The sequence below is a fragment of the Pelosinus baikalensis genome, from assembly GCF_020819555.1.
GTDB lineage: Bacteria > Bacillota > Negativicutes > DSM-13327 > DSM-13327 > Pelosinus > Pelosinus baikalensis.
Genome location: NZ_JAJHJB010000006.1, coordinates 42,324 through 55,336, shown reverse-complemented (window position 1 = coordinate 55,336; position 13,013 = coordinate 42,324). Strand labels below are relative to the sequence as shown.

Below are 13,013 nucleotides of genomic sequence, written 5' to 3'. Positions count from 1 at the left end.
TCTAATTTTCTTATAAAGAAACCATAAAGGTGCAATCTTACCTGATGCTCATATTGAGTAGCATGTAAAAGACAGCACCTTTGTGGCTTCTTTTTTATATTTTTTTCGATAACTAAGGCAGGAAAATAATCTTGCTTATAATCTTGCCAATAAAGATTTTATATCTTCTAAGTAATTATTTACATCGAAATACAATACTTCTCCTGTACGTCTTACTTTCACTTCAATTATATTCTCATTAATTGTTTTTGGTCCAACTGTAACTTTTAAAGGATATCCAATCAGATCAGCATCTTTAAACTTCACTCCAGGTCGCTCATTACGATCGTCAAAGACAGCCTCAATACCTGACGCATTTAATGTTTTATAGATTGAATTTGATAAAGACATCTGTGCCTCATCTTTAGGGCTAATCGGCACAATGATAACATGATATGGTGCTATCGCTGCCGGCCAAATAATTCCATATTCATCGTTATTTTGCTCAATTGTTGCAGCCATAGTGCGACTCACGCCGATGCCGTAGCAACCCATAACCATAGGCTGCTCTCTCCCATTCACATCTAGATAGGTAGCTTTCAACGCTTTACTATATTTAGTATGCAGTTTGAATACTTGACCGACTTCAATCCCTCTGGCAGTTTTCACTGGTAAGCTGCAATGAGGACAAGGATCATTTTCTTGAATTAAACGAATATCAGCAATGATCGTAGGAGAAAAATCACGTTTAGCATTTACGTTGCAGTAATGTTTATCAGGAGCATTTGCCCCACAAACAGCATTATATTGGTTCATAACAGTAGAATCAGCAATAAGCATTGGAATTTTTATACCAACCGGACCAATAAAGCCCGGAGTACTACCTAGGGTTTCCACTATTGTCTTTTCATCTGCTAACTCAATTGTTAAACAATCCACTAGATTCTGCAATTTAATTTCATTGACTTCGTGGTCACCACGAACTAGGGCGACTACAACGCCCTTATCAGTATTATACACAAGAGTCTTAATTGCCTTATCAGCGTTAATTCCTAATAGAGTTGTTACTGCTTCTATGGATTTGGTCCCTGGTGTATCAACGATACTTAAGGCTTTTAATTCCTCTTTTGGTATTGAGATAGCTTTTAATTCCGCTTTTTCCACATTTGCCGCATATTCACATGATGGACAATATACAATAGCAGCTTCACCTGAATCAGCAATAACCATGAACTCATGAGTACCGCTGCCGCCAATTGCCCCACCATCAGCTTCCACAGCCCTAAATGTTAACCCACAACGATTGAAAATAGCAGTATAGGCTTCATACATTTGATCATAGCTTTTGGCAAGACCTTCCTCATCCTTATCAAAAGAATATAAATCTTTCATAATAAATTCGCGCCCACGCATTAATCCAAAACGGGGACGTCGTTCATCACGATATTTATTTTGAATTTGATAAAGCTTCAAAGGCAATTGCCGGTACGAGCGTACATCTGAGCGTACCAATGTAGTAATCATTTCTTCATGAGTAGGTCCAAGACAGAAATCCCGGTTATGCCGGTCCTTCAATCTGAACATTTCATCACCATATACATCCCAACGACCAGTTTCCTGCCACATTTCTGCTGGCTGGATAATTGGCATCAATAATTCCTGACCACCTTTAGCATCCATTTCTTGGCGCACAATATTTTCAATTTTTCTAAGTACTCTCAAAGCCAATGGCATATATGTATAAACTCCACCAGCGGCTTTGCGGATCATACCGGACCGCAGCATAAGTTGATGGCTTACTACTTCGGCTTCCGCTGGAGTTTCCCGTAATGTAGGAGCATATAATTGTGATACAAGCATAGTTTAATTGTCCTCCTCGATGAGTTTGTCAATTTCTGTGAATAATGCTGTTACTAACTGATCTTCTGAAACTCTTTTTACGATCTCACCTTTACGAAATACCAATCCTTGCCCCTTGCCGCCTGCAATTCCAACATCTGCTTCCTTTGCTTCACCAGGGCCATTCACAACACATCCCATAACAGCAACTTTAAATGGCTTACGTACTTGGCTAAGTTTTTGCTCAACTTGTTCCGCGATTTCTGCCAAATTGATATTACACCGTCCACAAGTAGGGCATGAAATCAAAGTTGGTCCATATTCTCTTAATCCTAAAGACTTTAATATTTCATTTGCAGCTTTTATTTCTTCCACAGGATCACCTGTTAGGGATACGCGAATAGTATCGCCAATACCTTGTGCTAATAAAGCACCAATACCTACCGCTGATTTAATCACTCCCGATTTTATGGTTCCAGCTTCCGTAATTCCCAAGTGCAAAGGATAATTAACTGTTTCAGACATCAACCGATAAGCATTAATAGTCATAGGAACATCGTTGGCTTTTAACGATACTTTAATATCTCGAAAGTCTAATTTTTCTAAGATAGCAATATGCTGCATCGCACTTTCTACCATGCCAGCAGGCGTAGGGTGCCCGCCATATTTCTCTAGAATACTTTTTTCTAAAGAGCCGGCATTCACCCCAATACGAATCGGAATACTTCGTTTTTTTGCTTCTTTAACAATGATTGCAACATGATTTGCCTCAGCAATATTGCCAGGATTAATCCGCAGAGCATCAACACCATTTTCCATTGCAGCAATTGCTAAACGATAATCAAAATGAATATCTGCAATTAGAGGTATCTGTACTTTTGATTTAATTTCTTTTATTGCTAATGCTGCTGACATATCTGGTACCGCTAAACGCACTATATCACACCCTGCTGAACCCAACTGCATAATTTGAGCTACTGTACCTGCTACATCATCAGTTTTGGTATTTGTCATAGATTGAACAGAGATAGGAGCTGTACCACCAACCATTACCTTGCCAACATATACAGGGTTTGTCATTCTTCGTTGCATAAATTCTGTCATTTCTTCACCTCAAAAATCTACGATCTAGGCGGCAATTAATTTACTTAAATAAATTTAAATTCCCCCTTGATTTCATCTTTCTAAAAAGTTTTCTCGTTCTTAAAAAATCTTTAATCTAGAAATATCTTTAAAGGTAGCTACTAAAAATAAAAGCATCAATAAGGCAAAGCCAATCATTTGTATAAATTGCATATGCTTTTTCTCTAAGGGCTTACCTCTTAATCCCTCTACGACTAAGGTTACAAGATGCCCGCCATCAAGCATAGGTACTGGTAACAAATTAATCAGTCCTAAGTTTATGCTCAAAAATGCAGCAAACTGCAGTAGAGGAATCAAGCCTAATTGCGCTACTTCACCCGCCATTTGCGCCACACCAATTGGACCAGCTACTTCAGCAGCAACCTTTCCTGTAATCATTTGCGCAATGCCAACAACCATACTACTCGCTACTACATATGTTTGCTTAGCAGCTAAGCCAAATGCTTCGATAAAACCCGGATGATATTTTTCAATTTGCGGCATCACACCTATAATGCCTCGATTGGCTTTTTCGTCAAATTCTGGAGTTACTACCGTTGTTTTAATTTCACCATTATGTTGATATTTTAATGATAGTTTATTACCAGCATTTATTTGTACAATATTTACAAATTCTCTCCATGATGTAATTTCTTGATTATTCACCGCAATGATTGTATCACCAAGGGATAATCCTGCCTGCGCTGCAGGCTTATCAGCAAAAACATTACCGACAATGGGAGAGCTTGAAGGAGTATCAATACCTGAGCTCAAAAAAATTGTCAAAAATAATAAGATTGGCAACACAAAATTCATTGTTGATCCAGCTACAATTACTAACATCCTGGCAGGAATCGATTTTGCATTAAAAGAGCGATCATCTTGCTCCTCATCAGGATCCATACCTGCAATTTTATTGAAACCGCCTAATGGTATAATGCGCCAAGAATATAGCGTCTCACCATGCTTATAACTAATTACTTTAGGACCAAAGCCAATCGCAAACTCATCTACTCGCATACCAGTCATTTTTGCGGTAACGAAATGTCCTAATTCATGAACGAATACCAACAGTCCAAATACAAAAATGGTAGCAACGGTTGTCATCAACAATAGAATCACTCCTATCTTCTTATTATATACCTATTTAATAGCTTTTAGAATTTCTTGAGCCTGCACGCGCGACCACAAATCGGCACTACAAATGTCATTTAGATCAGGCAGCATAGTGACCTTATGACTTTCCATTACGCTTCTTATCACCAAGAAAATATCCAGATAACGAATTTGCCCTTGCAGAAAAGCATAAACGGCTTCCTCATTGGCTGCATTGAATACACATGGCAATGTTCCTCCTGTATTCCCTGCAGTAAAAGCAAGTGGCAATATGGGGAAGTTAACCATATCAGGTGCGGAAAAAGTTAATGCAGATAGTGTTTTAAAATCAAGTTTGGGATACTCTGTAGCAAATCTTTCAGGATAAGTAAGGGCATATTGAATCGGCACTCTCATATCCGGTTTTCCTAATTGAGCCATAACAGATCCATCTACAAATTCAACCATAGAATGAACAATACTTTGAGGATGTACAACAACCTCAATTTGAGAATATGGAACATCAAATAACCATCGAGCTTCAATTACTTCCAATCCTTTATTTGCTAACGTAGAAGAATCCACAGTAATTTTTTTCCCCATTGACCAATTCGGATGCCGTAAGCAATCCTCTATAGTAACATGCTCTAATTCTTCTCTTTTCAAACCATGAAAAGGACCGCCTGAAGCAGTAAGAAGAATGCGATTGATTTTTTTTCTACTTTCCCCCTGCAGACATTGAAAAATTGCACTATGTTCACTGTCTACGGGAAGAATCTTTACATGGTTGTCTTGTGCAAGCTGAGTTACCAACTCACCGGCAGCTACCAATGTCTCTTTATTCGCTAATGCAATATGTTTGCCAGCCTTAATTGCCGCCAAAGTAGGTTTTAAACCAGCAAACCCAACTAAAGATGTTAATACAGTATTCACATTCTCGTGAATAGCTGCTTCTAATAATCCTTCTTCACCAGTTAAAATAATTGTTGATCCCGAATATCTTCTGGTAAGCCTGTCTGCTGCATTCTTATCAACCAATACAGCTATTTTAGGGTTAAAATATTCAATTTGCTTCTCTAATAAAATATCATTATGATAAGCAGCTAATGCAGTTACACAAAATTGATCTTGATTAGCTGCAATAACTTCTAAAGATTGTGTGCCAATAGAACCAGTGCTGCCTAAAATTGCTATAGATTGCATTGTAAAAATCTCCCTTAACCTACTTAAATTATACACTAGAAATAAATTACCGTAATAGAAACATATGTATATAGTAATAAACAATAGGTACTGTAAATAATATACTATCAAAACGATCCAAAATTCCACCATGGCCTGGCAATAATTTTCCAGAATCTTTTACTCCTGCAAAACGTTTTATCGCAGATTCTGCTAAATCTCCAATAGGCGCAATAACACCAACTACTAAACCCATGGCTATACTATGACTTACTGGTAACTTAAATAACAATCCTAACAGGGTAATCGCTAAAATACTACCGACGAGTCCCCCAATAGAACCTTCTACTGTTTTTGCTGGACTGATTGCTGGGCATAGCTTACGCCGCCCAAAACGCGACCCTACAAAATAAGCAAACGTATCATTCGCCCATGTTCCAATAAAGGCTAACCACAAATAGCTAGCTCCCATAGACAACGTCCCCACAGAAGTCGTTATATATAAAGAACTATCAGTATATCTTAAAAGCAATAAATGGGAAAAACCTACGCCAATATAAGTAATGCCAAGTATAGAAAAAGCTACATCAGCAACAGTAAACTTATTTCCTGACACTACCATATTTACTAGACATAATAGAGTGGCAAAAACGAATGTCATGGTCATTTCCTGAGAGTTGCCTAACCAGGCGCATCCTAGTATCAAAGCATTCATTAGAATTCCCAAATTATAAAATACTTTTATATTCTTATTACGCAGCATTGTATAAAATTCATGCCATGCCAATAATGTAAGAATCAAAATAGCAGCAGCAAATAACCACTCACCATAATGAATTACATAGATAGTAATAGGTATACCTATTACTGCTGTTAAAACCCGTCTCCCCAGCATTCAAGCACCTACCTGTAACCTTATTTTTTTAATCCCCCAAATCTTCGTTCTCGTTTCTGATAATCCACAATAGCCTGTAGAAAATGATCAGGCTTAAAGTCAGGCCAATAAATATCAGTAAACCAGAATTCTGCATACGCTGATTGCCATAATAAAAAATTACTGATTCGAAAATCACCACTAGGTCGAATGATCAAGTCAGGATCAGGTAAACTGGCTGTATATAAATTTTCCATTATGCTTTTTTCACTAATATCGCCAGGTAAAATTTCGCCTCTAGCAACCTTCTCGCCAATCATCTGAACAGAACGTACAATTTCTGCTCGCCCACCATAATTGACTGCCAAATTAAAAACTAACCCTGTATTATTTGCAGTATGTATCTGGGCCTTTTCAACTTTTTGTTGTAATGCAGTAGCTAATTCATCTATTTTGCCAATAAAGCGAATTTGGACATTTTTTTGATGCAATTCATCAATTTCGCTTTCAAGATATTCAGAAAATAAGCGCATTAATAAGTTCACTTCATCTTCCGGTCTTTTCCAATTTTCAGTAGAAAATGCATATGTGGTCAATACTTTCAAATTCATATTAACAGCCGTTGTAACAATATGGCGTAAACTTTCTACACCTGCTCGATGACCAAAAGTACGCGGCAATCCTTTTCGTTTAGCCCATCGCCCATTTCCATCCATGATAATAGCAACGTGTTGGGGTAAATTTCCTTGTTCTACTATATTTTCTGTAGCAATCTTCTCATTTTTTTTGTTAAACCATTTTTCCCACATGTTATGACCTCCAAGATAATCTAACAAGCAACTAAACCCCCTCTTGCGAGGGGGTTCCAGTCATGGAGCCAAAATAGCACCAACAGGGCAAACCGCCGCACAGGCACCGCATTCTACACATTTTGTTAAAATGGTAAATATGACATTCCCTTCATTCAAAACATATACTTACAGAAAAAGCTACTTTACAACTATTTTCAAGGTTATGTTTATCACTGCAAGTTAACATTTAACACTTTCTCTCCCCATCTTAGCAGCAGCTACCAGATGATACACGCCATCATGAAACTGCTGCCGTATAACATAAAAGCAATCCTCTGTTAATCCCGATATGTGACGTGTTGGACGAGTCACAATTACCGTATATTGTATCTGTGCTTCATTTAGCTGCTTTTCTGCTACATATAAGGATTTTGCTACTACATCTATCATATTATACTTCCATGATCTCTTTTTCTTTAGCATTCATAATAGTATCGACTTCCTTTACGTACTTATCAGTCAGTTTCTGCATATCATCCTGAGCTTTCTTTACGTCATCTTCGGATATCGCTTTATCTTTCTCAAGCTTTTTTATTGCATCATTTGCATCGCGCCGAGAATTACGAATGACAATTCGGCTATCCTCAGCTTTCTTATGAACAACCTTCACAAGTTCTATACGACGCTGCTGCGTCAATTGTGGTATATTCAATCGAATGACAACTCCATCACTGTTAGGTGTAAGCCCTAAATCTGATTTTAAAATTGCTTTTTCAATCTGCGCAATCATCGATTTTTCCCATGCTTGAATTGTAATCATCCGTGGTTCAGGTACAGCAATGTTTGCCACTTGATTTATCGGTGTGGGCGTACCATAATAATCGACTGTAATCTTATCTAACAATGCAGGCGTAGCTCGCCCTGCACGCAAAGTAGATAATTCTCTGCGCAAAGCATCAATTGCTTTCTTCATTTTTTCGGTATTGCTATCATATATTTCCTTAATTAACATTTTTATCCCCCCACAACAGTACCAATATCTTCTCCAAGGGCAGCCTTCAAAATATTCCCCGGCTCGTCAATACTAAACACAATAATGGGAATTTTATTATCCATACACAAACTAGTGGCAGTAGAATCCATAACACCTAAACCTCGTTTTAGAACCTCAATATATGCTAACTCTTTAAACTTTTTAGCTTCTGGATTTAAACGAGGATCAGAATCATATACACCATCCGTATTCTTTTTCGCCATAAGAATTACATCTGCTTCAATTTCCGCTGCTCTAAGCGCAGCTGTTGTATCGGTAGAAAAATAAGGATTACCAGTACCTGCAGCAAAAATAACTACACGATTTTTTTCTAAATGGCGAACAGCCCGACGACGGATATATGGCTCAGCAATTTGACGCATTTCAATTGCAGTTTGCACACGGGTATCCACATCACATTGTTCTAGAGCATCCTGAAGAGCCAGAGAGTTCATTACAGTAGCTAGCATTCCCATATAATCAGCAGCAGCTCTATCCATTCCTTTAGCACTTCCAGACAAGCCACGCCAAATATTTCCCCCACCAACGACCACTGCAACTTGTAAGTTTGTATTTCTAATTTCTTTTATTTGGCGAGCGATAGAGTCAACAATAACTGGATCAATACCATATCCCTGCTGCCCAGCCAAAGCTTCACCACTAAGCTTCAAAATTACACGCTTATATTTTGATGTAAGCAAACATATCCCTCCATCCTTCCATTGAATTCTACAAAACTACACTAAATCCTCTAATACATTTAAGAAAAGACAAAGCCTTTACCTTATCTTATAAGATATAGAAATAAGCTTTGTCCTTCCAAATTTGAAATCAAAATTTAATATACTCTGATTCCTTAAAAATAAGAGAACACTGCAGTGTTCTCTTATTTTTTAACAGCAGCCATTACTTCAGCAGCAAAATCATTGCTTTTTTTCTCGATGCCTTCACCAAGCTGATATCTGGTAAATCTGCGAATGGAAATATTCTCACCAATTTTAGAGATATTTTCATTAATAAGTTGAGTAATTGTCTGATCTGGATTTTTGATAAAAACTTGTTCCATTAGACAGACTTCTTTGTAATATTTTTCAACCCTGCCTGTAATCATTTTTTCCACAATATTGGCAGGCTTACCTTCATTTAGAGCTTGGGCCTTAAGAATTTCTTTTTCATGCTCTAACACTTCTACAGGTACTTCTTCACGACGTACACATGTAGGATTCGTAGCAGCAATTTGCATTGCAATATCTCTTGCTAAATCTTTGAATTTATCTGTTTTTGCAACAAAGTCAGTTTCACAATTGATTTCAACCATTACACCAATACGTCCGCCACCATGTATGTAAGCTTCAATAACACCTTCTGAAGCAATTCGGTCTGCTTTTTTAGCAGCAGCTGCTAAGCCTTTTTCACGTAAATAATCAATGGCTTCATCAAGATTACCTTTTGTTTCAGTTAGGGCTTTTTTGCAATCCATCATGCCTGCACCAGAACGTTGGCGCAATTCTTTTACCATTTCAGCAGTTACCATATAAAGTCCCCCTATCTATTATTAAAGGTAAGAGGGAAAAATATTATTTTTCCCCTTACCTTTATCTAAATACAATTACTCAGCTTCTTCTACTTGTTCACCTTGTCTAGCTTCCAAAACAGCATCTGCCATTTTAGCTGTAAGCAATTTAACAGCACGAATAGCATCATCATTACCTGGAATGACATAGTCAATTTCGTCTGGGTCACAATTAGTATCTACAATCGCTACAATAGGTATACCAAGCTTCTTTGCTTCAGCAACAGCAATGCGTTCTTTACGAGGATCAATAATAAATAATGCTCCTGGTAATTTAGTCATATTTTTAATACCGCCAAGGAACTTTTGTAATCTTTCCATCTCATGACGAAGAGTAATAACTTCCTTTTTAGACAGTACTTCAAACAGCCCTTCTTCTTCCATTTTTTCCAATTCTTTTAAACGTCCAATACGTTTTTGAATGGTCTGAAAGTTTGTCAACATGCCACCGAGCCATCTTTCATTGATGTAGTACATGTTACTTCTAACTGCTTCTTCTTTTACTGCATCTTGAGCTTGTTTTTTCGTTCCAACAAATAAAATTGTTTTATCTTGTGCAATTTCACGCACAAAATTATAGGCATCTTCCACTTTTTTGACTGTTTTTTGTAAGTCAATTATGTAGATACCATTACGCTCCGTAAAAATATAAGGAGCCATTTTAGGGTTCCACCTTCTAGTTTGATGTCCGAAATGAACACCTGCTTCTAAAAGCTGTTTCATAGAAATTACTGACATACTTACACCTCCTGTTAAATTACCGCCGCAATCCGCATTTTCTATTTATCACCAACATGTTGTTAGCACAGTAAATAAAATTAGATTGCGTGTGGATTTACAACACGAATTATTATATCATAGTTATTTTTATATAACAAGATATTATACAAGAACTTTGCATTTTTTTAATACTCCATTTACTTTTTATGTAACTGCAGTAGCAGAATGATTTCACTTTTACTTATTCCTGTCGTTTTTGCAATTTCAATGCTACTATATCCTTGCTCAGCCAAAGCTAATACAGAGTCACGCTTATGATTACGTATGATTTCTTTATCATTATCTATCACCTTATAGTTTTTATCTATCGGCTCCTGTATCGGATTTAGTTGCTGAGAAGAGGTTTCTATATTTTCTTCTTTCATTTTTTCTGAAAAATTCGACAACTTTCGAAATAAATGCTCATCCTTAATCTCTTTATCTAAAAGCTTTTCCGCCATCATCATTTTTTTATCTAATCCCGCAATCTTTGCATCCGCTGCTATTAATATATCCTCTAAGTAACGAATCCTTTCTTCCAGTCGTTGAATGACAACTTCAGCTGTTTCCTCTATCTGCTCTTGAAATTGAGTCGTAGAAGATGCAATTTCAAGAGAAAACAAGTTTAATAGCATTTGTCGCTTATACAACACAAAAACAATAAGAAATATAATAACTAGTACAACAATAAAAATATTAGAAAACATACTCTCACCTCATAAGTTCTCGATAACAACAACATTGTCTCATGTTTTTATATCAATGATATGACCCCGAACGGGATCGTTATTAGAAGCCCGATTTACCTTGTCTTTTTCAATACTGCTCTCATCATTCTGCCTAGGTTTTTGTTCATTCGGAGAATGCTTTTCTTCCTTGGCCTCCTTGTCGCGTCCAACTTTGCCGCCTTCATTTTTAGCTGCACTTTGTACCTGGTGCTGACGATTTGTAGAAATATCATTCCATTGCCCAGCAACATGTTGCTGCTGTAGAGTTTCTTGACGATTGGCAAGATTTTGAGCCTTGCCTACTTCAGTAGCTTTGGGAATCAACACTTGCAACTCTATTGGATTAATAGACATTGTCCCACCACCTTATACCTGATACAACAGAAAAAATCCAACTATATTATTTAAACGTACCAATTTTTATTTCGCCATCTTCTGCATATAAAGAGCTAAATTTTAAAATATCGCGTATTGGCTTAACCAATGTACCGATTACAACTTTAACTCCAGGATACATAATATCAGCTACCTTTATGCGTCCAGTACGCATTTCTTCGAACTCACCTTCAATGACGACCATTCGAGTACGCATCGTTTCAACTTGTCCTACTAAATGAAATTGAGCTTTTGTTAATTTCAAAAGCATTTCACGTTTCTCAGGAGGTATCGTATGTTGATCCATTGATCGTAAAATACTCAACGCTTTTTGGGCCTGTTCAAGATTAATTTCAACTTTTTTCATTTCACGACGTATATGTTGATATTCTTCCCGCAATGATGGGTTTACGCCAACTTCTAGTTCTGTACTGGTTGACATCTGAGTGCCAATCACTTTAGCACGAATTTCTTCTCCAGCCATAATCGTCCCACCAGTAATCAAGCCACGGCGTCCCTCTACTAAGATTTTTTTTCCCGCAGTTATCCGAGAATGAAGTATAACATCACTGACCAGAATATCCACTCCTGCATGAACAGTAGCATTTTCAATAAACTTAGCAACTACGTTTTCTTTCGCTTTAACATAACCGCGATGCATTCCTTGAATGCCCATTTTTATAACTACATTTTTTCCTTCTACAATACCGCCACTAACAGTACCAAAAATCTCCACATTACCTTCAGCTTTTACTGAGAATCCCGGTTGCACAGAACCACGTATGGTAACATTACCGATAAATTCAATATTGCCTGTCGAAACATCTACATCTTCTTTAATTTCAATAATGGGCATCACATTAATTTTTTTATTGATCATCAGAATTTGTCCTGCTATATCAGCCACAATGGTATTGGTATCCACAACACTTACATTTTTCCCTATGGGAAGCAACATATCTTTACCCGGTTTTGCAATAACGTTGTTACCTAATACATCCATTCCAGCAATTCCTGGTGTTGCTGGAATTTTTTCTGCCAAGATATCTCCTTGTTGCACCGTCGTAAACAAATTTAAGTTTTTAAAGTCTACACTACCATCTTCCATTTCCTGAGGCCGACTTTTTGCAGCCAATATAAAATGATGCTTAATCTGGGCATTTGTACCATGAATTGGTTGTTGACCACAAGCAAATGTCACTCTTGTACCTGGAGATTCATAGGCCTGCTGAATGGCTTTATCATCAATTCCAAAAACAATACCACTAGCCTTGATTTTCTCAAGTACGGATTCCAGGGTTAAAGGTGTACATCGTGGCGGCAACACAATTTCTAAAGTTGCTTCCATTTTATCACGTGTCAAATTTACCTGGATTTCTGGATCAGGCTGAGGCTCTACTTTAGGCTTTTCTGCTACTTTTACCGGTTGCTCATCCGCCGCTTTAATGGCAGCAATGATTAAACTACGATTATATTCCGTTACTCCCTGCTTATTTAATTGTTCAAATATAGCTATTTCGTTTACAGAAGATGCACCATCTTCAATAGAGTGTATTTTTACAAATACACCACTATCATTGATATCAATTGAAAATCCAGGAATTTTATCATTTTTTTGTCCATCTTGAACCTCAACGTGTTCATCACCAATCATAGCTTGATA

The 13,013-nt window shown here is 37.2% G+C and carries 15 protein-coding genes; all 15 read right to left on the bottom strand.

Annotation, left to right across the window (positions count from 1 at the left end; translation table 11 throughout):
* Window positions 1-135: 135 nt before the first annotated feature.
* On the bottom strand, window positions 136-1,839 hold the full coding sequence (locus tag LMF89_RS06350) for a proline--tRNA ligase (protein ID WP_229534389.1): 1,704 nt from the start codon (window positions 1,837-1,839) through the stop codon (window positions 136-138).
* Between the two features lie 3 nt (window positions 1,840-1,842).
* Entirely contained in the window at window positions 1,843-2,922 is a 1,080-nt protein-coding gene (gene ispG, locus LMF89_RS06345) for a flavodoxin-dependent (E)-4-hydroxy-3-methylbut-2-enyl-diphosphate synthase (protein ID WP_229534387.1), read from the bottom strand.
* Between the two features lie 99 nt (window positions 2,923-3,021).
* Window positions 3,022-4,053, bottom strand: coding sequence for an RIP metalloprotease RseP (gene rseP, locus LMF89_RS06340; RefSeq protein WP_007953569.1), 1,032 nt, complete (start codon window positions 4,051-4,053; stop codon window positions 3,022-3,024).
* 30 nt (window positions 4,054-4,083) lie between these two features.
* On the bottom strand, window positions 4,084-5,238 hold the full coding sequence (locus LMF89_RS06335) for a 1-deoxy-D-xylulose-5-phosphate reductoisomerase (protein WP_229534386.1): 1,155 nt from the start codon (window positions 5,236-5,238) through the stop codon (window positions 4,084-4,086).
* A 46-nt stretch (window positions 5,239-5,284) separates the two neighbouring features.
* The gene (locus tag LMF89_RS06330) at window positions 5,285-6,112 is read right to left on the bottom strand and encodes a phosphatidate cytidylyltransferase (protein WP_007953573.1); all 828 of its coding nucleotides are present in this window, start codon (window positions 6,110-6,112) and stop codon (window positions 5,285-5,287) included.
* A 20-nt stretch (window positions 6,113-6,132) separates the two neighbouring features.
* Complete coding sequence (gene uppS, locus LMF89_RS06325; protein ID WP_229534385.1) at window positions 6,133-6,900, bottom strand: undecaprenyl pyrophosphate synthase; 768 nt, start codon at window positions 6,898-6,900, stop codon at window positions 6,133-6,135.
* Window positions 6,901-6,960: 60 nt separating this feature from the next.
* On the bottom strand, window positions 6,961-7,059 hold the full coding sequence (locus LMF89_RS06320; RefSeq protein ID WP_071882483.1) for a 4Fe-4S binding protein: 99 nt from the start codon (window positions 7,057-7,059) through the stop codon (window positions 6,961-6,963).
* Window positions 7,060-7,122: 63 nt separating this feature from the next.
* Window positions 7,123-7,332, bottom strand: a complete 210-nt coding sequence (locus tag LMF89_RS06315; protein WP_229534384.1) for a hypothetical protein — start codon at window positions 7,330-7,332, stop codon at window positions 7,123-7,125.
* Window position 7,333: 1 nt separating this feature from the next.
* Window positions 7,334-7,894, bottom strand: coding sequence for a ribosome recycling factor (frr, locus tag LMF89_RS06310; RefSeq protein ID WP_007953576.1), 561 nt, complete (start codon window positions 7,892-7,894; stop codon window positions 7,334-7,336).
* Between the two features lie 2 nt (window positions 7,895-7,896).
* The gene (pyrH, locus tag LMF89_RS06305) at window positions 7,897-8,616 is read right to left on the bottom strand and encodes a UMP kinase (RefSeq protein ID WP_007934806.1); all 720 of its coding nucleotides are present in this window, start codon (window positions 8,614-8,616) and stop codon (window positions 7,897-7,899) included.
* Window positions 8,617-8,801: 185 nt separating this feature from the next.
* Window positions 8,802-9,449: a translation elongation factor Ts gene (gene tsf / locus LMF89_RS06300; protein WP_007934807.1), complete on the bottom strand. Its 648-nt coding sequence runs from the start codon at window positions 9,447-9,449 to the stop codon at window positions 8,802-8,804.
* A gap of 75 nt (window positions 9,450-9,524) precedes the next feature.
* The gene (rpsB, locus tag LMF89_RS06295) at window positions 9,525-10,226 is read right to left on the bottom strand and encodes a 30S ribosomal protein S2 (RefSeq protein ID WP_007934808.1); all 702 of its coding nucleotides are present in this window, start codon (window positions 10,224-10,226) and stop codon (window positions 9,525-9,527) included.
* A gap of 179 nt (window positions 10,227-10,405) precedes the next feature.
* Window positions 10,406-10,954 (bottom strand): DUF6115 domain-containing protein, encoded by a 549-nt coding sequence (locus LMF89_RS06290; protein WP_229534383.1) that lies wholly within the window; start codon window positions 10,952-10,954, stop codon window positions 10,406-10,408.
* A gap of 39 nt (window positions 10,955-10,993) precedes the next feature.
* A complete protein-coding gene (locus LMF89_RS06285; protein ID WP_007953581.1) occupies window positions 10,994-11,329 on the bottom strand; it encodes a hypothetical protein in 336 nt (111 codons plus the stop codon).
* Between the two features lie 46 nt (window positions 11,330-11,375).
* Window positions 11,376-13,004 (bottom strand): flagellar assembly protein A, encoded by a 1,629-nt coding sequence (locus tag LMF89_RS06280; RefSeq protein WP_229534381.1) that lies wholly within the window; start codon window positions 13,002-13,004, stop codon window positions 11,376-11,378.
* Window positions 13,005-13,013: the final 9 nt, after the last annotated feature.

Coding starts and splice junctions, on each gene's coding strand:
- LMF89_RS06350 (WP_229534389.1), bottom strand. CDS start 1,839: ATGCTTGTATCACAATTATATGCTCCTACATTACGGGAAACTCCAGCG.
- LMF89_RS06280 (WP_229534381.1), bottom strand. CDS start 13,004: ATGATTGGTGATGAACACGTTGAGGTTCAAGATGGACAAAAAAATGAT.
- uppS (WP_229534385.1), bottom strand. CDS start 6,900: ATGTGGGAAAAATGGTTTAACAAAAAAAATGAGAAGATTGCTACAGAA.
- ispG (WP_229534387.1), bottom strand. CDS start 2,922: ATGACAGAATTTATGCAACGAAGAATGACAAACCCTGTATATGTTGGC.
- LMF89_RS06285 (WP_007953581.1), bottom strand. CDS start 11,329: ATGTCTATTAATCCAATAGAGTTGCAAGTGTTGATTCCCAAAGCTACT.
- rpsB (WP_007934808.1), bottom strand. CDS start 10,226: ATGTCAGTAATTTCTATGAAACAGCTTTTAGAAGCAGGTGTTCATTTC.
- LMF89_RS06315 (WP_229534384.1), bottom strand. CDS start 7,332: ATGATAGATGTAGTAGCAAAATCCTTATATGTAGCAGAAAAGCAGCTA.
- frr (WP_007953576.1), bottom strand. CDS start 7,894: ATGTTAATTAAGGAAATATATGATAGCAATACCGAAAAAATGAAGAAA.
- tsf (WP_007934807.1), bottom strand. CDS start 9,449: ATGGTAACTGCTGAAATGGTAAAAGAATTGCGCCAACGTTCTGGTGCA.
- LMF89_RS06290 (WP_229534383.1), bottom strand. CDS start 10,954: ATGTTTTCTAATATTTTTATTGTTGTACTAGTTATTATATTTCTTATT.
- LMF89_RS06335 (WP_229534386.1), bottom strand. CDS start 5,238: ATGCAATCTATAGCAATTTTAGGCAGCACTGGTTCTATTGGCACACAA.
- LMF89_RS06330 (WP_007953573.1), bottom strand. CDS start 6,112: ATGCTGGGGAGACGGGTTTTAACAGCAGTAATAGGTATACCTATTACT.